This window comes from Pseudidiomarina planktonica, from assembly GCF_900177775.1.
Taxonomy (GTDB): Bacteria; Pseudomonadota; Gammaproteobacteria; order Enterobacterales; family Alteromonadaceae; genus Pseudidiomarina; species Pseudidiomarina planktonica.
This window is the reverse complement of record NZ_FXWH01000001.1, coordinates 31200-51226: the sequence shown is the minus strand read 5'-3', so window position 1 is coordinate 51226 and position 20027 is coordinate 31200. Positions and strand designations below refer to the sequence as shown.

Annotated in this window: 20 protein-coding genes; 16 read left to right on the top strand and 4 right to left on the bottom strand. The window is 47.7% G+C overall.

What is annotated here, in order from left to right; genetic code table 11:
* The first annotated feature begins 1 nt into the window (after position 1).
* From atpB to glmS, 10 genes are all read left to right on the top strand, one after another.
* Positions 2-844: a F0F1 ATP synthase subunit A gene (atpB, locus tag CCE91_RS00255; protein WP_086433263.1), complete on the top strand. Its 843-nt coding sequence runs from the start codon at positions 2-4 to the stop codon at positions 842-844.
* A 50-nt stretch (positions 845-894) separates the two neighbouring features.
* The gene (gene atpE, locus CCE91_RS00250; RefSeq protein ID WP_086433262.1) at positions 895-1152 is read left to right on the top strand and encodes a F0F1 ATP synthase subunit C; all 258 of its coding nucleotides are present in this window, start codon (positions 895-897) and stop codon (positions 1150-1152) included.
* Between the two features lie 38 nt (positions 1153-1190).
* Positions 1191-1661, top strand: a complete 471-nt coding sequence (gene atpF / locus CCE91_RS00245) for a F0F1 ATP synthase subunit B (RefSeq protein WP_086433261.1) — start codon at positions 1191-1193, stop codon at positions 1659-1661.
* 18 nt (positions 1662-1679) lie between these two features.
* Positions 1680-2213: a F0F1 ATP synthase subunit delta gene (gene atpH / locus CCE91_RS00240; RefSeq protein WP_086433260.1), complete on the top strand. Its 534-nt coding sequence runs from the start codon at positions 1680-1682 to the stop codon at positions 2211-2213.
* A 14-nt stretch (positions 2214-2227) separates the two neighbouring features.
* On the top strand, positions 2228-3769 hold the full coding sequence (gene atpA, locus CCE91_RS00235) for a F0F1 ATP synthase subunit alpha (protein ID WP_086433259.1): 1542 nt from the start codon (positions 2228-2230) through the stop codon (positions 3767-3769).
* Between the two features lie 57 nt (positions 3770-3826).
* Positions 3827-4693: a F0F1 ATP synthase subunit gamma gene (atpG, locus tag CCE91_RS00230; RefSeq protein WP_086433258.1), complete on the top strand. Its 867-nt coding sequence runs from the start codon at positions 3827-3829 to the stop codon at positions 4691-4693.
* 39 nt (positions 4694-4732) lie between these two features.
* Positions 4733-6118 carry a F0F1 ATP synthase subunit beta gene (atpD, locus tag CCE91_RS00225; protein WP_086433257.1) on the top strand — a complete coding sequence of 462 codons (1386 nt, stop codon included), beginning with the start codon at positions 4733-4735 and terminating at the stop codon, positions 6116-6118.
* A 16-nt stretch (positions 6119-6134) separates the two neighbouring features.
* Complete coding sequence (locus CCE91_RS00220) at positions 6135-6551, top strand: F0F1 ATP synthase subunit epsilon (protein WP_086433256.1); 417 nt, start codon at positions 6135-6137, stop codon at positions 6549-6551.
* A gap of 175 nt (positions 6552-6726) precedes the next feature.
* Positions 6727-8097 (top strand): bifunctional UDP-N-acetylglucosamine diphosphorylase/glucosamine-1-phosphate N-acetyltransferase GlmU, encoded by a 1371-nt coding sequence (gene glmU / locus CCE91_RS00210; RefSeq protein WP_086433254.1) that lies wholly within the window; start codon positions 6727-6729, stop codon positions 8095-8097.
* A gap of 2 nt (positions 8098-8099) precedes the next feature.
* A complete protein-coding gene (glmS, locus tag CCE91_RS00205) occupies positions 8100-9932 on the top strand; it encodes a glutamine--fructose-6-phosphate transaminase (isomerizing) (protein WP_086433253.1) in 1833 nt (610 codons plus the stop codon).
* Positions 9933-10377: 445 nt separating this feature from the next.
* Here the strand turns inward: glmS and CCE91_RS00195 are convergent, their stop codons facing one another.
* Positions 10378-10680, bottom strand: a complete 303-nt coding sequence (locus tag CCE91_RS00195; protein ID WP_126797200.1) for a hypothetical protein — start codon at positions 10678-10680, stop codon at positions 10378-10380.
* Positions 10681-11338: 658 nt separating this feature from the next.
* On the opposite strand from CCE91_RS00195, the gene CCE91_RS00185 reads away from it, so the two are divergent.
* The 5 genes from CCE91_RS00185 (at position 11339) to CCE91_RS00165 (ending at position 15779) form a co-directional block, all read left to right on the top strand.
* On the top strand, positions 11339-11962 hold the full coding sequence (locus CCE91_RS00185; RefSeq protein ID WP_086433249.1) for a thiol:disulfide interchange protein DsbA/DsbL: 624 nt from the start codon (positions 11339-11341) through the stop codon (positions 11960-11962).
* 178 nt (positions 11963-12140) lie between these two features.
* Positions 12141-12683 carry a porin family protein gene (locus CCE91_RS00180; protein ID WP_086433248.1) on the top strand — a complete coding sequence of 181 codons (543 nt, stop codon included), beginning with the start codon at positions 12141-12143 and terminating at the stop codon, positions 12681-12683.
* A gap of 101 nt (positions 12684-12784) precedes the next feature.
* Positions 12785-13531: an isocitrate lyase/PEP mutase family protein gene (locus CCE91_RS00175; RefSeq protein WP_086433247.1), complete on the top strand. Its 747-nt coding sequence runs from the start codon at positions 12785-12787 to the stop codon at positions 13529-13531.
* Positions 13532-13775: 244 nt separating this feature from the next.
* Positions 13776-15185 (top strand): methyl-accepting chemotaxis protein, encoded by a 1410-nt coding sequence (locus CCE91_RS00170; protein ID WP_086433246.1) that lies wholly within the window; start codon positions 13776-13778, stop codon positions 15183-15185.
* A 57-nt stretch (positions 15186-15242) separates the two neighbouring features.
* Positions 15243-15779 (top strand): DUF924 family protein, encoded by a 537-nt coding sequence (locus CCE91_RS00165; RefSeq protein ID WP_086433245.1) that lies wholly within the window; start codon positions 15243-15245, stop codon positions 15777-15779.
* A gap of 10 nt (positions 15780-15789) precedes the next feature.
* On the opposite strand, the gene CCE91_RS00160 is transcribed toward CCE91_RS00165, so the two are convergent.
* Positions 15790-16359: a gamma-glutamylcyclotransferase gene (locus CCE91_RS00160; protein ID WP_086433244.1), complete on the bottom strand. Its 570-nt coding sequence runs from the start codon at positions 16357-16359 to the stop codon at positions 15790-15792.
* A 10-nt stretch (positions 16360-16369) separates the two neighbouring features.
* On the bottom strand, positions 16370-16711 hold the full coding sequence (locus tag CCE91_RS00155; protein ID WP_086433243.1) for a zinc ribbon domain-containing protein YjdM: 342 nt from the start codon (positions 16709-16711) through the stop codon (positions 16370-16372).
* A gap of 135 nt (positions 16712-16846) precedes the next feature.
* On the opposite strand from CCE91_RS00155, the gene CCE91_RS00150 reads away from it, so the two are divergent.
* Complete coding sequence (locus CCE91_RS00150) at positions 16847-17320, top strand: hotdog fold domain-containing protein (RefSeq protein ID WP_086433242.1); 474 nt, start codon at positions 16847-16849, stop codon at positions 17318-17320.
* A 2-nt stretch (positions 17321-17322) separates the two neighbouring features.
* Here the strand turns inward: CCE91_RS00150 and CCE91_RS00145 are convergent, their stop codons facing one another.
* Positions 17323-19935, bottom strand: coding sequence for an EAL domain-containing protein (locus CCE91_RS00145; RefSeq protein ID WP_159454927.1), 2613 nt, complete (start codon positions 19933-19935; stop codon positions 17323-17325).
* Between the last annotated feature and the right edge of the window lie 92 nt (positions 19936-20027).

The following is a 20027-nucleotide window of genomic DNA, read 5'->3' as shown; positions in this document are numbered from 1 at the left end:
CATGGCTGCAGGTGGCGAACAAACCTCGACAGAATATATTATCCATCACCTGACAAACGCACGTGCATGTATGACCGACGACGGTGTCGGTTTTAATTACGCGTGTAGTGAAGCAGGCTTTTGGACATGGCACATCGATACCATAGGTTGGTCACTCTTCCTGGGTATTCTTTTCATTTGGTCTTTCCGCAAAGCCGCACGCAAAGCAACAACTGGCGTGCCGGGTAAGTGGCAATGTTTTGTCGAAATGATTATTGATTTCGTCAACAACAGCGTTAAAGACTCTTTCCATGGCACCAGCAAAGTTATAGCGCCTCTGGCACTGACTATCTTTGTGTGGGTGTTCTTAATGAACTTAATGGATTTGGTGCCAGTTGACTGGATACCTTCCATCGCCATGTACGGTTCTTATGCTTTAGGTTGGGTAGATAGCCCACAAGACGTGTACATGAAAGTGGTACCAACCACCGACTTGAACACCACCTTTGCATTAGGTTTGGGCGTCTTCTTCTTAATCATTTTCTACTCGATTAAGAACAAAGGAATTGGCGGCTTTACTAAAGAAATGACCATGAACCCGTTCAATCACTGGTCAATGATTCCGTTCAACCTGATATTGGAAACCGTTACGCTGCTAGCAAAACCAGCGTCACTGGCTTTACGTCTGTTCGGTAACCTGTATGCTGGCGAGCTAATATTCATACTAATTGCATTGGTTGGCGTGGCGCAGTTACCGCTGCACTTTGTCTGGGCAGTATTCCATATTCTGGTTATTGTGCTGCAAGCCTTTATCTTTATGATGCTGACCATCGTTTACCTGAGCATGGCCTCAGAGAAACATTAATTTTTAATTTTACTTTTTATTTTTTACTTTAACGAAAACTGGAGATATCAATGGAAACTGTAGTTGCTTTTACTGCTATTGCTGTAGCAATCATGATCGGTCTGGGTGCATTAGGTACGGCACTGGGTTTCGGTATGTTGGGTGGTAAGTTCCTTGAAGCCGCAGCGCGTCAGCCAGAACTAGCGCCTCAGCTGCAAGTTAAAATGTTCATCGTAGCGGGTCTGATTGATGCTATCGCGATGATCGGTGTTGGTATTGCATTGTTCTTTACTTTTGCAAACCCGTTCATTGGTCAGTTAGCAGGTTAATCGAGATACCACGGTCACCAACGTAAAGGAGGTCCGTTGTGAGTATCAACGCTACCCTAATAGGTCAAACGATTGCGTTTATCGTCTTCGTGCTGTTTTGCATGAAGTTCGTATGGCCACCGCTAATTCGAGTGATCGAAGAGCGTCAGCAGAAAATTGCTGATGGCCTGGCGGCTGGCGAACGCGCCGAGAAAGACCTTGAACTTGCTCAGTCGAAAATTGCCGAAGAGCTGAACGAAGCGAAAGCTGAAGCTGCTGAACTCATCGAGCAGGCGAAAAAACGCGCTGCTAAAATCGTTGAGGAAGAAACTCAGCGTGGCCATGAAGAACGCGAAAAAGTCGTTGCTTCTGGTCACACTGAAATCGAAGCAGAACGGAACCGCGTTCGTGAAGAACTGCGTAAGCAGGTTGCTGTTCTTGCAGTCGCTGGTGCAGAAAAAATTATTGGGCGTGAGATTGATAAAGACGCTCATAGCGACATCGTTGAAAAACTGGTCGCTGAACTTTAACGAAAGGGGTTTGTGCAAATGTCAGAATTGACTACGGTTGCTCGCCCCTATGCAAAAGCAGCTTTTGATTTTGCATTAGAACATGGCGCCGTCGAAAAATGGCACGAAATGCTGGTGTTTGCCGCTGCAGTAGCAGAGGACGCCAGCATGGGTGCGTTTTTAAATAGCGCTGAAACGCTGGATAAGAAAACCGAAGTTTTCATAAGTGTTTGTGGTGAACAACTGGACGAGAAAGCCCAGAATCTTGTTCGTCTCATGGCTGAAAATGGCCGCTTGAAAGCTTTGCCTGCAGTTGAAAAGCTCTATGGCGAACTTCGCTCTGAGCACGAAAAGGAAGTTGCTGTGGATGTAACCTCAGCAACCAAATTGACGAAGAAACAGCAGGACAATCTGGCAAAAACGTTGGAACAACGTTTTTCACGCAAAGTTAAGCTGAATTGCAGTGTTGACGCCGGTATCGTCAGTGGATTGATGATCAAAGCCGGTGACACCGTAATTGACGGTACTGTGCGCGGCAAGTTGAATCGCCTTGCCCACGCACTGCAATCCTAATTGGGGACTTGAGCATGCAACTGAATTCAAATGAAATCGCAGAACTGATCAAGAAACGTATAGACCAGTTCGAAGTGGTCAGTGAAGCTCGGAACGAAGGTACTATTGTATCTGTAATCGACGGAATCATCCGCGTTAACGGTCTTGCCGACTGTATGCAGGGTGAGATGATTGAGCTTCCTGGTAATCGTTACGCCATCGCATTGAACCTTGAGCGCGACTCAGTAGGTGCGGTAGTTATGGGTCCTTACCAGGACCTGCAAGAAGGCGTGAAAGTTAAATCTACAGGCCGTATTTTGGAAGTACCTGTTGGTCGTAACCTGTTGGGTCGTGTCGTAAACACCCTGGGTGCACCAATTGACGGTAAAGGTCCAATTGACGCCGACGGCTTTGAGCCAGTAGAAAAAATTGCACCGGGCGTTATTGAACGTCAATCGGTTGATCAGCCAGTGCAAACTGGTTACAAATCAATTGATGCGATGATTCCAATCGGTCGTGGCCAGCGTGAGTTGGTGATCGGTGACCGTCAGACAGGTAAAACTGCACTGGCCGTTGATGCCATCATTAACCAGAAAGATTCTGGTATTAAGTGTGTGTACGTAGCGATTGGTCAGAAAGCATCGACTATCTCTTCAGTAGTACGCAAACTTGAAGAGCATGGCGCCCTGGAAAACACCATCATCGTAGCCGCTTCTGCTTCTGAATCTGCAGCACTGCAGTATTTGGCAGCCTACTCCGGTTGTACCATGGGTGAATACTTCCGTGACCGCGGTGAAGACGCGCTAATCGTATATGATGATTTGTCTAAGCAAGCTGTTGCTTATCGTCAAATTTCATTGCTGTTACGTCGTCCGCCGGGCCGTGAAGCCTACCCTGGTGACGTGTTCTATCTACATTCGCGTTTGCTGGAACGTGCAGCACGTGTAAATGCTGATTACGTTGAAAAATTCACCAACGGCGAAGTGAAAGGCAAAACCGGTTCTTTAACCGCCCTGCCAATCATTGAAACCCAGGCTGGTGACGTATCTGCATTCGTACCTACTAACGTGATTTCAATCACCGATGGTCAGATCTTCTTAGAAACTGACTTGTTTAACGCGGGTATTCGCCCAGCTGTTAACGCCGGTGTATCGGTATCTCGTGTTGGTGGTGCCGCACAAACGAAAATCATCAAGAAGCTGGGTGGCGGTATTCGTCTTGCCCTGGCTCAGTACCGCGAACTTGCAGCATTCGCACAGTTCGCCTCTGACCTTGATGAAGCAACTCGCTCACAGCTTGAGCACGGTCAACGTGTAACCGAGCTGATGAAACAAAACCAGTATGAGCCAATGAGCGTTGCAGATATGGCCGTTTCTATCTATGCGGTAGAAAAAGGCTTTCTGAAAGACGTTGAGCAAAGCAAAATTCTAGACTTCGAAGCTGCATTAATTGCATTTATGAAGAGCGAATACGCTGAGCTTATGGCTGATATTAATAAAACTGGCAACTATAACGACGACATCGATGCCACGCTGAAAGAAGCGTTGACCAAGTTTAAGAAAACTCAGTCATGGTAAGTAAGGTGGTCGCCCCTACGGGTGACCATTTGTCGTTGAGTTAACAGGAGATTAGTCATGGCCGGCGGTAAAGAGATAAAAACCAAGATCGGGAGTATTAATAATACTCAGAAGATCACCAGCGCAATGGAAATGGTTGCTGCGTCCAAAATGAAAAAGGCGCAGGAACGGATGGCGGCGACGCGTCCGTATGCCGACAGCATTCGCAATGTGATTGGCCATGTTGCACGCGGTAACTTGGAATATCGTCATCCGTATATGGATGAGCGTGAAGTTAAGCGCGTTGGTTACATTGTCGTTTCTACCGACCGCGGCTTGTGTGGTGGCTTGAACACCAACGAATTTAAAGCTGTGGTTTTGCACGCGAAGAAATTGCGTGATGAAGGTAAAGAAGTCGACTTTGCAGCCATTGGCAACAAGGCAACCGGTTTCTTTAAACGCTTTGGCGGCCGTTTGCTGGCACAAACATCAGGTATTGGCGATAAGCCAGGTATCAACGATGTTTTAGGTACGGTTCAAGTGATGTTGGATGCCTTTGATGAAGGCAAAATTGACCGCTTGTTCGTGGTGTACAACAAGTTTGTGAACACCATGAAGCAAGAGCCAACAATTAGTCAGTTGTTACCGTTGCCGAAAGCCGATGAAAGCGATGAAGTTCAAACAGGTAGCTGGGACTACTTGTATGAGCCGAATCCTCAACCAATTTTGGATACCCTAATACGTCGCTTCGTTGAAGCACAGGTATACCAAGGTGTGGTTGATAACATTGCGAGCGAACAGGCAGCACGCATGGTTGCGATGAAATCTGCAACCGACAATGCTGAGGACCTTATTGATCAGCTGCAACTGGTGTATAACAAAGCACGTCAGGCAGCGATTACACAGGAAATTTCGGAAATTGTTTCCGGCGCCGAAGCGGTATAAGGCGAAGCTTCACAGATTTTGAAAGTTAGAGGAAATGTCATGAGTCAAGGTAAGGTCGTGCAAATAATTGGCGCGGTTGTGGATATCGAATTTCCACAAGACGCAGTGCCAAAGGTATACGACGCGCTGCAGGTGACCGACGGTGGCCTCAAAGGGTTAACCCTTGAAGTGCAGCAGCAGCTGGGTGGCGGTATCGTGCGTACAATCGCAATGGGTACTACTGACGGCCTGCGTCGCAGTACAGAGGTAAAAAACACTGGTGAGCCAATCATGGTACCGGTCGGCAAGAAAACGCTGGGCCGTATTATGAACGTATTAGGTGAGCCAATTGACGAAGCCGGACCTGTTGGTGCGGAAGAAACTATGTCAATTCACCGTGCTGCCCCTTCGTATGAAGAGCAGTCAAACGCAACTGAACTGCTGGAAACTGGTATCAAGGTTATCGACCTGATTTGCCCGTTCGCCAAAGGTGGTAAAGTTGGTTTGTTCGGTGGTGCCGGTGTTGGTAAAACCGTAAACATGATGGAATTGATTCGTAACATCGCCATCGAGCACAGCGGCTACTCAGTATTCGCCGGTGTTGGTGAGCGTACTCGTGAAGGTAACGATTTCTATCACGAAATGAACGATTCCAACGTATTGGACAAAGTTGCGCTGGTATATGGTCAGATGAACGAGCCTCCGGGTAACCGTTTGCGCGTAGCCTTAACTGGCTTGACCATGGCGGAGAAATTCCGTGATGAAGGCCGTGACGTACTGTTCTTCGTGGATAACATTTACCGTTATACACTGGCCGGTACCGAAGTATCTGCACTGTTAGGCCGTATGCCTTCAGCGGTAGGTTATCAGCCAACCCTGGCGGAAGAGATGGGTGTTCTGCAAGAACGTATCACCTCAACCAAAACCGGTTCAATCACGTCAATTCAGGCCGTATACGTACCTGCGGATGACTTAACGGATCCATCACCAGCAACAACCTTCGCTCACTTGGATGCGACTGTTGTATTGTCACGTGATATCGCCTCTTTGGGTATTTACCCAGCGGTTGACCCGTTAGATTCAACTTCACGTCAGCTTGACCCGCAAGTTATCGGTAAAGAGCATTATGACGTAGCGCGTGGCGTTCAGTCTGTATTGCAGCGTTATAAAGAGCTGAAAGACATTATTGCTATCTTGGGTATGGACGAGTTGTCAGAAGAAGACAAACGCTCAGTAGCCCGGGCTCGTAAAATTCAGCGTTTCTTATCGCAGCCATTCTTCGTAGCCGAAGTATTCACCGGTGCACCTGGTAAATACGTTTCTTTGAAAGACACTATCAGTGGCTTTAAAGGAATCTTGGACGGTGACTACGATAGCCTGCCAGAACAAGCGTTCTACATGGTTGGTAGCATCGAAGAAGCCGCTGAAAAAGCGAAGAACATGTAAGAACCGGGAGGTTTAGATGGCGGCAAAAACTGTACAGCTTGACGTGGTCAGCGCCGAAGAGAAAATTTTCTCGGGTGCCGTTGAAACCGTGCAAGTAACCGGAAGCGAAGGTGAGCTGGGTATTTACCCAGGTCACGCACCGCTGTTAACCCAGCTAAAACCAGGTATGGTGCGGTTGGTTAAAGCGGAAGGTGGTGAAGACATCATCTACGTAGCCGGTGGTGTGCTGGAAGTGCAGCCGAATAACGTCACGGTGCTTGCAGATGTTGCAGTACGTGGTGACGAACTGGACGAGCAACAGGCAGTTGCTGCACAACAACGTGCAGAACAAGCCATTAGCGATTCCAGCTCGGATCTGAGTTACGCCGAAGCCGCAGCCGAACTGGCACGGGCAATGGCGCAATTACAGGTTATTCGCAAACTGCGGAAATAAGCGCACGTAATCGTAAAAAACTGAAAAGGCCTGCCTGAATTCGTTCGGCAGGTCTTTTTTTGCTTTAAATTTTGCCTGAAAATAGGGCAATAAGGCGCTAGAATAGCCCCATTCACTTATATTAGTGGTGGCGCAAGCAGGGCTTCCTGCCGCCAACAATGCAATGGACGGATTCATGACATTACGAGTAGTGGTTCTGGCAGCAGGAAAAGGCACCCGTATGCGTTCTGCCCTGCCAAAGGTATTGCACCCGGTTGCCCATAAACCTATGGTGCAGCACGTGCTGGATACAGCAGCTGAGTTAAACCCAAAAGCGGTACACTTAATTTATGGCCACGGTGGCGAGTTACTACAGCAACGCCTGCAAGACCCAGCGCTGCATTGGGTAGAGCAACGCGAGCAACTGGGTACCGGCCATGCCGTACAACAAGTTAGCGAGTTTCTGGAAGACCAGGACAAAGTTCTGATCCTGTATGGTGACGTACCACTTACTCGTGTTGAAACCTTAAAAGACCTGCTGGTTGAAGCGGCGAAAACCGATTTAGCCTTACTTACCGTTACTCTGGCCGATCCAACTGGCTACGGCCGCATTATTCGTGATTCCAATGGCGTTGTTACCGGCATTGTTGAACACAAAGACGCAACGCCTGAGCAGCACCGTATCACCGAAGTGAACACCGGCATGCTGGTAGCCAGCGGTGGCGCCTTAAAACGCTGGCTGGGGCAGCTGTCGAACGACAACGTGCAGGGCGAGTACTACTTAACCGACATAGTCGCTATGGCCGCTGGTGAAGGTGTCGACATTCGTTCGGCGCAGCCGCTGCAGGTAAGCGAAGTGGAAGGCGCGAATAATCGCGTTCAACTGGCTGCCCTGGAGCGCGCTTATCAGTTGCGTCAGGCCGAAACCCTGATGCTAAACGGTGCCACCCTGATGGACCCGGCCCGCATTGATGTGCGTGGTAAGGTTCATTGTGGCGAAGAAGTCACCATTGACGTGAACGTGGTATTTGAAGGCGACGTTGAACTTGGCAATGGTGTGGTTATTGAACCCAACTGCGTTTTGCGGAACTGCAAAATCGGCGCTAATTCCCGCGTAAAAGCCAACTCGGTTATTGAGCAGGCAAGCCTTGGCGAGAACTGCCAGGTAGGCCCATTTGTACGCCTGCGCCCGGGTGCTGAATTAAATAATGAAGCTCAGGTAGGCAACTTTGTTGAAATTAAGAAGTCTCGGTTAGGTGTGGGCAGTAAAGCCAGCCATTTGAGTTACATTGGTGATGCCGAAATTGGCGCAGGCGTAAACATTGGTGCTGGTACCATTACCTGCAATTACGATGGTGTGAACAAACACCTTACCGAAATTGGCGACGGCGCCTTTATTGGCTCGAACACCTCGCTGGTAGCACCGGTACGAATTGGTAAGAACGCAACTGTTGGCGCTGGCTCAACCATTGCCAAGAATGTTGAAGACGAAGAATTAGGAGTTGCTCGCGGTAAGCAACGCAATATTAGTGGTTGGCAGCGGCCACAGAAAAAAGGACAAGAATAACTATGTGTGGAATTGTTGGAGCAACGTCTGAGCGACGCATCAGTGGCATTCTGATGGAAGGCTTAAAGCGGCTGGAATATCGCGGCTACGACTCTGCCGGCTTAGCGGTAATGGGTGACAATAACGAATTTATGAGCCTGCGCCGCACCGGTAAAGTACAGGCCTTGCAAGATGCGCTGGACGAAACCCCATTAAACGGTAAAAGCGGCATTGCCCACACCCGTTGGGCTACTCATGGCGGCGTAACCGAAGCCAATGCGCACCCACACATTTCCTCCGGCACCATTGCCGTAGTTCATAACGGTATTATTGAAAACCACGACCCATTGCGTGAAGAACTGCGCGGCCAGGGTTATGAGTTCAACTCGCAAACCGATACCGAAGTGATTTGTCATTTAATTCATGCTGAGCAGCGTAAGCATCAGGACTTACTGAAAGCTGTTCAGTCTGCTGCGAATCAGCTGGATGGTGCCTATGGCACCGTAGTTATGGACACCAATGAACCGGGCCGCTTAATTGTGGCGCGCTCTGGTAGCCCGCTGGTTATTGGCCTGGGCATTGGCGAAAACTTTGTGGCGTCTGATCAACTGGCCTTGTTGCCAGTAACCCGCAAGTTTATGTATCTGGAAGAGGGTGATGTGGCTGACATTACCCGCACCAGCGTGAAAGTATACGACCACACCGGTGCGCTGGTAGAGCGCAAGGTGGTTGAGTCTGACGGCAACTACGATGCCGGCGGCAAAGGCGACTACCGCCACTTTATGCTGAAAGAAATTCACGAGCAGCCAACCGCTGTGCGTAATGCATTAGAAGACCGCTTAACCAGCGAAGGCGTAAGCTCGAAAGCCTTTGGTGCAGGTTCCGACGAATTATTGAAAGACATTGAGCACGTGCAGATTGTGGCTTGTGGTACCAGCTACCACTCCGGCATGGTGGCGCGCTACTGGCTGGAATCACTGGCCGGTGTTTCCTGTAATGTGGAAATTGCGTCTGAGTTTCGCTATCGCAAATCGTACGTGCACCCGAACAGCCTGCTGGTGACCATTTCCCAGTCTGGTGAAACCGCCGACACTCTGGCCGCCCTGCGCTTATCGAAAGAGCTGGGCTACCGTGGCAGCCTAACCATTTGTAACGTGGCTACCTCGTCCATGGTGCGCGAATCCGATCTGTCCTTTATGACCCGTGCCGGCACCGAAATTGGCGTGGCCTCAACCAAAGCCTTCACCACCCAGCTAGTTGGTTTATTAATGCTGGTGCTGGCTATTGGCGAACGTCGTGGCATGGAAGAATCACAACGCAAAGCCGTGGTTAGCGCATTGAAATCATTGCCAGCACGTTTAGAAGAAGCCCTGTTGCTGAGCGACGAAATTGAAGCCTTAGCACCTGAGTTTGCCGACAAACACCACAGCTTGTTCTTAGGTCGTGGCTCGCAATACCCAATAGCAATGGAAGGCGCGCTGAAGCTGAAAGAGATTTCTTACATTCACGCCGAAGCCTATGCTGCTGGTGAACTCAAACACGGCCCACTGGCGCTCATTGACGCCGAAATGCCGGTAATAGTAGTAGCGCCTAACAACGAACTGCTGGAAAAGCTGAAGTCGAACGTGGAAGAAGTACGCGCTCGTGGTGGCATCATGTACGTGTTTGCCGACAAAGACGCCCACTTCAAAGGCGACAGCACCATGCGCGTTATTAACGTAACCCACTGCGATCCTATTATCGCCCCGGTGGTTTACACCCTGCCGCTGCAACTACTGAGCTACTTTGTGGCCATTATTAAAGGCACCGACGTGGATCAGCCACGTAACCTGGCGAAATCGGTGACTGTGGAATAAAGATTGGTGTGCGCCTGCGGAGTGTTGTGGGCGCACATTAAAGTTCTTAAATAATACATTGCAGTAATTAAATAATTACCACATTTAATTTCTATGGTCGGAGTTAGAGAAAATCTTGACCATGGATTTCAGCTAAAACAACAAGCTGTTAATACTCTCTAAAACATCAACCTTATCCTTTTAAATAGAAACCAAAGAACTCCGCTCAACAAAGTATAAATGGGCGGCCAAATAAGAAAAACTACTCCTAAAAGGCCATGTGGTTCGCTCGTACTGACCATCCACCTAAAATAAATAAAGGATAGAATTAAGGTCACAAGCATAGGTATCCACACTTTGGATTTAATAAATACCAGTGCTATCAGGGCTACGACAGAGATATGGACTATCAACAATAACATTGTGATTCTCCGATATTTTTACACTCTCTATTAAACTAAATTAACTAGTTAGGGACTAGGACAAACTCACAGTATTGATTTATCCATGTAACTTCTCCGTCGGTAATACGCGTTACCAGTGAAGGGTAGAAAGAAAGCTTAGCTGCTCCTTTCATTCCGATAATTTTATTAGGGTATAGCAGAAGTATCTGCGGATATTCTTCGCCCGACGCTAATTTTACGCTGACCACACTGGTGTCTTGTTTGAACTCAACAAATGGCCCATCTCGCTGGATGATCTTTTCATCTATATGATGGTTGTTCATAGTTTTACTTTCTAAACACTTCATTTTTGATTTCGTTTCCACTGGAATACACGCCTACATAATAAATATCAGAACCTGATGTTATGTATACGTGCTCTGAGTGAAGCGACATACTTTGTATGCTAAGTGTTCCCTCACACTCTATTTTACGGCTCCAAATTCGCTCCGGCATATCGTATGAGTTACCGCACATTGATATTGTCCAGTTACCGTGTTCAAAGAGGTCTTTCTCTACTGAAACAATAACCGTGTTGTCATCAACCATGAGGAAAATGAAAATCGAAAATATCACTAGAATGCCAACGAGAATTAAAAGGGTAATCTTTCTCATGCCATTAGATTCCAGTTATTGTTAGCCGCGAAGCTCCAGAGTACTTCGCTTGTTTCAGTCATCAGAATCATCCTTCCACCATGGGCCCCTTGAACTAATGGTATTGAGGCTTGGCTTGAAACTACCGTTATCCACTTTCAGCTGAGGCAATCCGCTGATTTGCTTTTGCACATAACGTAATAGTTGCCTGGTATTTTCTAGCCTGTTTTCACAATCATGCTTGTATTGATAATAGATAATTTAACCACACCAGATCAGAACTCCGTCACTCCAAGAGGCACCACAATTTGTATTGTATAGGTTTAATCTTATTTGTTAAGTTTTTGTGATTAATGTATAAACCGAGTAACTGATCTGCTGGAGTAAATTATGAAATTAAAAGCGCTTTTGTTAGCACTAACCCTGTTTATTTTGGGTGGACACAATGCCTATGCGGAATCCTTTCAGGAGGGCGTGCATTACGAAGTTATCTCTGAGTCGAGCGATGCTGATGACAAAGGAGTAACTGAATTTTTTTCTTTCTATTGTGTTCATTGTTATCGGTTTGAAGTGATTGCTGATCTTCTTGATAAGGAGTTTGGTGATAGTTTTAGCAAGGTTCATATGCCTTCCGTTGCTCCCGGCCCAGATGCTGGCATTGAGATGACCAAAGCTTTTGTTTTAGCAAAGAAGCTTGGGGTTGAAGATAAGATTAGCTCAGCGCTATTTTCTTATAACTTTGACAAAAAGATGATGCTGACAACTCGTGAAGACATTCGAAGTGTATTCATTTTGAATGGTGTTACTGGTGATCAATACGATAGCGGAATCGATAGCTTCAGTATTAAAGCCACGATGAATCAGTGGGAACGTCAAACTGATAAGTACAAAGTTAGAGCAACGCCAACCTTCATTGTGAATGGTAAATATAAAATGGATCCCATGAGTTTGAAGGAAAGCGAAGACTTCGCTCAATCATTTGTAGCGCTAACCAAATATCTTTTAAACAAGTAATTAAAAGTCCACAGCCAACCAAATAGACTTGACTTAAATATACAATAAATTAACATCCACTCTAGTTTTTGATCATAGTTTCACTTTGGCCGACACAAAGTGAAGCTATCAAAGCCTGCTATTTCATCATTACTGTTTAGATCTTGCCGACTGCGGACATCACCATTAGGGAATTAAAATGATAAAAAGGAATATTCTTGCAGCTAGCAGCATGTTGCTGCTGTTTCAGGCTAACACTGCTGTCGCAAATGCAGAGTTTGGCGTTGGCGTTGCTCAGCATCGTGCTGACTTCCGGTTGGCTAATGGGAATCGGACTCTTGATTCAACAGCATTAACCCTTACTGGTCGCTATCACTTTAAAGATAATTTTTCAGTTGGTGCGCGCATTTTAAGTGGAATTAATGACTCGGATGATTCTGAATTAAGTGGTGGCCTAAGCAAAGGGTACGAAATTTTTGTTGGTACCCAGCATACGTTTGGTAATGAATGGTCTGTGTTTGGTGACACGGGGCTTGTTTATGCTGACGTGGATTTTACCACCCCCGACCGGTGGTCCGACATTAGGTTTTTTGGCTTCATGCTTCGGGCAGGTGTTGCTTATGAGCTTACGCGAAATATCAATTTGAATATTGACTATAGTTGGCATGATGGTTCAAACGGTGAGGTTGTAAGCGCAGACACGACCCAAACGATCGGTTTATCTATCGGCTATAAGTTTTAAGTAATAACCCACAGCCAACCCAAAATACGCACCGATTTTTCGGTTGGCTGTGCTCTTACGTTTTCTATAGGTTAGCTCCTCGTAACTTCGAGGATAACCAAATGACATTTAAATCACTTCATCATCAGCGCCAGCCGCTGGTTCTTGCCAATGTTTGGGACTGTCAGTCAGCCATACTTGCTGAGCAGCAAGGCTTTAAGGCCCTGGGTACTTCCAGTGCTGCTATTTCAAGTAGTCATGGCGTGCCTGATGGCGGTAACTTGCATCCCGCACAGGTGCTTAGTTTAGCGCAGGCTATTCTCAAACATGTTCGTGTTCCTTTATCAGTAGACATTGAAGACGGCTACTTTTCCAGCCCAATGGAGATTGCCGAGTTTGTGGTTGAGCTGGCTGGCGCTGGCGTGCAGGGCATTAATATTGAAGACAGCACGGTTCGCAGTGGCACCCGCGTTTTAGGTAGTATCACCGAATTTTCAGCGACGCTGCACTGCATTAAGGATCAGTTAAAACGACGGCAACTGGACATATTCCTGAATGTTCGTACTGATACTTATATTGCTGGCATCGCCAACGCAGAAGTTGAAACCGCGAAACGGGTTGTAGCCTATGAGAACAGCGGTGCCGACGGGATTTTCATTCCACTGTTGCCGCTGGAACAGGCAAAAGCCGTAAAGGCACTTTCGTCACTACCTTTAAATGTGCTGTGTACGGCCGCGAATTACGCCGATACTGCGCCCTACTCCCGTTATATTAACCGAATTAGCTTCGGCAACTTTTTATATGATCATGCTATGGTCGCGTATCAAAGTAGCCTGCAGGATATCGCTGTATTCTTTAACAACAGATAGAAAGCTAGCTTGCATGGCATTTGCCCCTGCCGTTCCGTTTAATGCGCGGCATTGGCTGTGTTCAACGCCTCGATCTTCTGTGAATCGTTGGATATCAGCCTATTCTTCAGCATCAGAGGGCGACAGTTTTTTACATATGAATATGAGTGGTGTGCAGTATTCATATGATTTCGTTGAAAAAACATCTGAGTGAAATATGATGAAGCGATACCAACAGAGATAAAAAGGTTGAAGGGTCACTATCATGAATCATCATTTTTCTTGGGACGCAGATACAATATTTGTTTTCAGTCTTAATGAAAACATGCAGCTGTCTTCCTGTCCCGAGAATATTCAGGGGCTCATGAACAAAGAAAAAGATTCACTATTAAAACAATCGCTTAGATCAATTCTTGATACTAGCACTCTCCCCGATAAAGTCCTAAAAGAACTCAATCTCTCGTTAAAGCGTGAAGTACCCTGGCGCGGCATTATTCCGTTTATTGTGCCGAATAGAGGAACCGTTTGGTTTGATGTGCTGGTGCGTTCAATTTTCCGAGGCGGAAAAGTTACTGGAAGCCAATGGCTAATGCATCAAGCGGGACCCAAACACGAAGAGGCAGCCAAACGTGTTTACAAGAAAAGTACTTCGTTGTTGAATATGTTGACGAGCTGGTTAAGGCGCCAACGTCAGGCGCGTGCGTGGGCGAAGGAACTAGCCGAAACAGATGGTGCAACAGCCAAAACCCAACATCAAATTTTCGGAAACAGCTCGCTTATCGGTAAAGCAATGTACGAGTTGGCGTTACGCGATTCATCGCTTATGGCCTTAACCATTCGACTGGGTGAAGGTAATAAAGTTCTCAACGATTCTGTTAATTCCACCGCTGGAAATGCATCTAAGACTGCTGATGCTATTGAGCAAACTGTCGAAGACATTGAGCAAATAGCTACATCAATGGAGGAGATGGGGCAAACGGTTGATGATATTGCACGCAATGCGAATGATTCATCCGGCGCCTGTGGCGAAGTGAGCAAACAAACACGGAATGCGGCCCAATTTATTGCCGATAGTAGCAAACGAATTACTACTTTAGTTGAAGTGGTTAGCGAAAGTGCGCGGCAAACAGAAGAATTATCTAAAAATGCCGACTCGGTAAAAGAAGTAAGTCAAAAAATTGATGCTATAGCAGAACAAACTAACTTGCTGGCATTGAATGCCGCCATAGAGAGCGCCAGAGCCGGAGAGTACGGGCGTGGGTTTTCTGTGGTTGCCGATGAAGTGCGAGCCTTGTCGCAAAAGACTCAACAGGCCGTTGATGAAATCGAGGAAACGGTTAATCAAATGACTCAGTCGATGAAAAGTTGGCGGGACAAAATGTTTGAGCAGCGTGACCTAGCCGAAGAGTGTGGCGAATTAGGAAAAAAGTCCGAACAGCAGATGTTTGAAGTGACTGAGGCTGTTGCCGGAATAAACGACCGCATGACACAAATTGCGGTAGCGGCAGAAGAGCACACGACCGCAGTAACAGAAGTTAAAGAGAATATGGTTTCAATCAATGACAATGTCCGCGATGCCAATAGACTGACCCGCAATACCGAAGGTGAGGTCAAAGCAATCAAAACTCGATTGCGCGAGTTCCGCTCACTGGTTGAAGCATTCGAAGAAGACTAACTCGAAACCCATATGGTCAATGACTGCGAATCGTTTACTAATGAGCAGGAGCAACCCATGTATCAGCAAGTTCTGGATTTTTGGTTTGAAGAGCTTGAACCCGAAATGTGGTGGCGCAAGGGCGCCGACCTTGATGCGGAAATTAAAACCCGCTTTCATGATGCGTTAAAGCAGGCTCAGCATGGTGAGCTGTTTGGCTGGCGTGAAACGCCTGCCGGGCGTTTAGCTGAAATTATTGTGCTGGATCAGTTTTCGCGCAATATCTATCGCGACCAACCCGAGTCATTTGCGCAAGACCCCATGGCATTGGTGCTGGCGCAGGAAGCTGTGGCTGGGGGCGTGCACAAGCAGTTACCGCAACAACAACGCGCCTTTCTATTATTGCCTTATATGCACAGCGAGTCGGTTGTGATTCATGAGCAGGCAGTACCGCTATTTAAGGAATACACCCGGCAGACCAATTATGACTTCGAGCTTAAGCACAAGGTTATTATTGATAAGTTTGGGCGCTACCCGCACCGAAATGAAGTGCTGGGCCGGCAGTCTACTGCGGAAGAAATTGAATTTTTAAAGCAGCCTGGTTCAAGCTTTTAGGCCACTTCAGCTACTCCAGCTGCTTCAGCAATTCCCGCTCAATAGCAAACACGTGGTCGTCGTGCTCGTCCAGTTCGCGCAGTGCTTCGGCTAACTTAAGTAAGTACTCACTGTTTGGGCCGCTTGGGCCTTCGCTGCGCGCAATGTGGGTGGCTATGTCGGCTTCGCTGGCGGGGCCTAAATAGGCTTCATTGTCGGCGCTGGCCATGTACACTAAACCCTCAGCATTACCCTCGGCATCAAGCCATTCCAGCTCAGTGAATACGCGCAGGTAGCCGTTCTTTTCGCGATGGTCCAGATGATCAAATACTTCGGGAGTTACTTCGTAGGCCATGCCGGCGCAGCGTGCGCCTGGTACTTCAACCAGGGTAGCAACGCGGCCAGGTGCTTCGGGCGTGCCGCGGTGGTCGTGTGAGCCTTGCCAGAAGCGTCGCTGCCAGCCCCAAATGCAGGCGGGCTTGCGCTGCAAATACGGGAAGTCGGCTTTATAAATAAGTGAGCCATAACCAAACAGCCATACTGATTCCAAATGGTCCAGCGGTTGGCGTTGTTTGTTTAGCTCGATGGTGTTGTGCGACATAGCTTATCGATCAGGCCTTTTTAACGAATTCAGATTTCAGTTTCATGGGGCCAATGCCATCAATTTTGCAATCAATGTCATGGTCGCCGTCTATCAGGCGAATGTTCTTCACTTTGGTGCCAATTTTAACTACCAGTGAGGAGCCTTTCACTTTTAAGTCTTTCATTACGGTAACGGTATCACCGTCCTGTAATTCATTGCCACCGGCGTCGCGGTATACTTTACCGGTTGTGCCTGTGTCTTCAGGTTCATTGGGTGACCACTCATGGGCGCACTCGGGGCAAATCAGTAAGCTACCGTCCTGGTAGGCATATTCAGAACTACATTTGGGGCAGGCCGGAAGGCTCATTATTAATTCCTGCTGAAAGTGAACGCGGTTAGATGCTTTAATTATAGGGGAATTGGGCGTATTACCCCACTACTTATCGCGCAAAAGGGGTACACTAAAACCAGATGAACAACACCTTAGCGCAAAAGTGAGCAGGCTATGAGCGAACAAAACTACTTATTAAAAATGTATCACAAGACCTTGAAGCTACCGTTCGGGCGGAAGCTGTTTTCTATGATGTTTGCCCAAAAGGCACCCTACTTTAAAACCATTAAGCCGCTGATAACTGAGCTTCGTCCAAACTACTGCGAGCTAACTTTTAAAAAGCGCAAAGCGGTGCAGAATCATATTGGCACTGTGCATGCTATTGCGCTGTGTAACGGTCTGGAAATGGCGATGGGTGCCTTGGCTGAAGCTTCGATACCGAAACACCTACGCTGGATACCTAAGGCCATGACGGTGAACTACACCGCCAAAGCCGACAGCGACATTCGGGTGGTTGCTACCTTAGACCCTGAGCTGTGGCAAGTGGGTGATGTACCTGTGCAGGTGCAGGCGTTCCGTGCCGACGGCAAGGTAGTTATTGAAGGGCAGATTCATATTTACGTGTCGGAAAAGCCAGCGAAAAAATAAGCCTAGCTCTGAGTGTTTTCCAGTTCCTGCAACCAGTGGTCGGCAGGTTGTGGGTAGCCGAAGTAGTAGCCCTGAAAATGGTTTACGCCCAGGGCTTTTAGTTTTTCCATTTGTGCTTCGGTTTCCACGCCTTCGGCCAGCACCTCTAAACCAAGGCTGCCACCCAGCGCAATAATGGTTTGTACTATGGCTTCGTCGTTCTTCTCGGTGGTTATTTCTTTCACAAACGACTGGTCTATTTTTAACTGGTACAGCGGCAATAGTTTCAGGTGGCTGAGTGACGCATAGCCGGTTCCAAAGTCGTCCAGCGCAAAGCGTATGCCGCGTTCACGTAACTGATTCATGCGCGAAATGGTGCCAGCCATGTCATCAATCAGCATGCTCTCGGTTACTTCCAGCTCCAGCTTCTCGGGCAAAATGTTCGCCTGCCGAATGCAATGCAGAATGTGCGGTACAAACTTCGGATGACGGAACTGCTTCGGGCTAATATTCACCGCCAGAGTTAGATCTTTCATATGCGGCAGCTGCTGCCATTCGGACAGCAAGCTACAGGCACGCTGCAGCACCCATTCGCCCAGCGGTATAATCAGGCCACTACTTTCTGCAATGGGAATAAACTCACCCGGTGACATTTGGCCAAGGTCGGCATCATGCCAGCGCAGCAGCGCCTCCATGCCAATCACCTTGCCCTGCTGGGTTACCTGCGGCTGCAAATGCAATTCTAATTGATCGCTTTCCAGCGCTTCACGCAAGGCTGATTCGATATGAATACGACGCGAAATCCGTTGTTGCATGCGCGGATTGAAAAAGCGCATGGTGCCGCGGCCTGAAGCTTTGGCATCAGCAAGTGCTAAATCGGCACTCTTCAGCAGCCCTTCCACATTGGTTTTGGTGTCCGAGAACATCGTAATACCAATGGTTGCCGAGGTGACATGAGTTAAGGTGTCCAACTGATAAGGTTGGGCTAAATCACGCAGTAAATTCATCGCAAAATCGCGCGCATCAATAATTGCCTGTTCGTAATCAGGACTCAAGTCTTCCAAAATCACCATAAAGTCGTCGGCACCTAAGCGCCCGGCGGTATCTGTGCTTCGTAGGCTTGAAGAAATACGCTGGGATACTTTTTGCAGCAAACGGTCGCCCTGTTCATGGCCAACGGTATCGTTGAACACTTTAAAGCCGTCTAAATCAATCATGAGCACGGCGCCTTCGAAGCCGGTTCTTTCACCACTGGCAAGGGCATGCTTCATGTGTTCGAGCAGTTGTCTGCGGTTGGCCAGACCGGTTAGCGAATCGTAAAACGCCAAATGATGCAGCTCGTCCTGAATTTGTTGGTGTTCGGTAATATCTGTGGAAATACCACACAAGGCATAGTTGTTGTTATTACCATCGCGCAACGGAATCTTAACCGACAGGAACACTCGTTTTTCGCCAGTTTTGGCGAGCACATTTATTTCTTCTTCAGAAAGGCGCTTCCCTTCGTCAACTACTAGGCGGTCGTTACGCTCAATCATTTGCGCGGTTTGTTCATCAAAAAAGTCGCGGTCGGACTTGCCCACAAGTTCTTCGGCAGTAACGCCCAGCAACTCACAGGTTTTGCGGTTAGCGTACTGGTAGGTTAAGTCGTTACCTTTAATGTAAATAAAGGCCTCAACGCTGTTTAAAATAGTGTTCAGGCGTTTTTCGCTGGCTTTCAGGTAACGGGTTTTTTCGTCAATTTGACGACGTAATAGCAGGTTCAGGCTTAGCGCAATAACTAAGGCAATGGCCAGCGCAAAAACACTCCACTGCACCCAGCCGGGTAGTAACGCGGTTTGCTCGGGCAGGCTCCATTTGCGTATTATTTGGTGGTAAACGGAGTTGTGGTCGCCTTGCCAGTGGTTCAGGTAGTCATCAATAATCTGCAGGGTTCCGCCATGGCGAAAATCGGCTGTGGCGTAGTAGATTTTGGCCGGTTGAAACATAATCGGCGAGGCGTAAAGGCCTTGCTTGTATGCTTGTACGTTGCCATAAAAATGGTCGGCTGCAACGGCGTCAGCTCGCCCGTCCAACACGGCGCTAAATCCTTCCGCCATAGTATCTACTGGGTACCAATTAACTGACAGGTCGAAACTTTGCACCATGTTATGCAGGTATTCTTGCTGTATTGAGCTGCTAAGCACTGCAATGCGTTTGTCTTTTAAATCCAGCAGGCTTACTAATGGCGTGCGGCCGTGATGATACAGCTGCGACCAACTGAGTAAGGCTGGTGTTTTATGAAAGTTAAAGCGTTGGTTGCGAGATTCGGAGTAAGCCACGTCGGGCATAATATCAATTTGACCGCTATCTAATAATTCCAGGCACTGGTCCCAGGTGCAGGGTGTTACTTCCAGCCGCCAATTTTCCTGCTCGGCAATATGTTGTAGCAATTCACCCAAAATGCCGCCGGGTTGTCCTTCGTCGCTTAGTAATAGCTTCGGAGGGTTATGATAAACGCCAACGCGAAGCAACTGTGGGTCACTTTGAGCAATAGCGGAAATGGGGGCAAGCAACAATAGCAAGGCAACAAAATAACTGCCGAAACATAAAAATGCTCGGTTCGCTTGGTTACTGCGGCAATGTTTGTAATTTGGCAAAAAGAACCCTTTTACGTTAAGACGCTTCATTACTCGGTTATTTTGCTACAACACCTTAGTTATAGCAGATCAGCGCACTACTAACGTAGTCA